Raw genomic sequence first — 458 nt, 5'->3', positions numbered from 1 at the left:
GACTTTCTTATAACTCCCAGTGATTTGCCCTGTAAAGAGCGGCGAGGTCGACCCTCGCATGCTTGAAACGCCTGCCGGATGGGAGTACCGTCTGCGCCTTACAAGGTACCTCTGAACAGTTGCCGGGCAGGTGTTCTTGTCCTACAACTCAAGTAGAGTGTGACCACAGAGAATTCCCGTAGCTGGCCGTCTGCTTTGCCGACACCGCTGCACCCACCCAAATCGGCGCCGTTCGCCCACATGCAGAAAACCAGTGCAACGCTGCTGATTATAGATGACGACGACGTGGTCCGTGCGAGCCTCGCCGCCTATCTTGAAGACAGTGGCTTCAGCGTCCTCCAGGCCGGTAATGGCCAGCAGGGGCTTCAGGTCTTCGAAGAACACCAGCCCGACCTCGTGATCTGCGATCTGCGCATGCCGCAGATGGGCGGCCTCGAACTGATCCGTCAGGTCAGCGA

General features: G+C 58.3%; 1 protein-coding gene. It reads left to right on the top strand.

The window, feature by feature from the left end:
- Nucleotides 1-240: 240 nt before the first annotated feature.
- On the top strand, nt 241-458 hold a 218-nt coding region (locus EOE48_RS28775; protein WP_148239827.1), incomplete at its 3' end, for a response regulator.

This window comes from Methylobacterium oryzihabitans, from assembly GCF_004004555.2.
GTDB classification, from domain to species: Bacteria; Pseudomonadota; Alphaproteobacteria; order Rhizobiales; family Beijerinckiaceae; genus Methylobacterium; species Methylobacterium oryzihabitans.
This window is presented reverse-complemented; position numbering and strand designations above follow the sequence as displayed.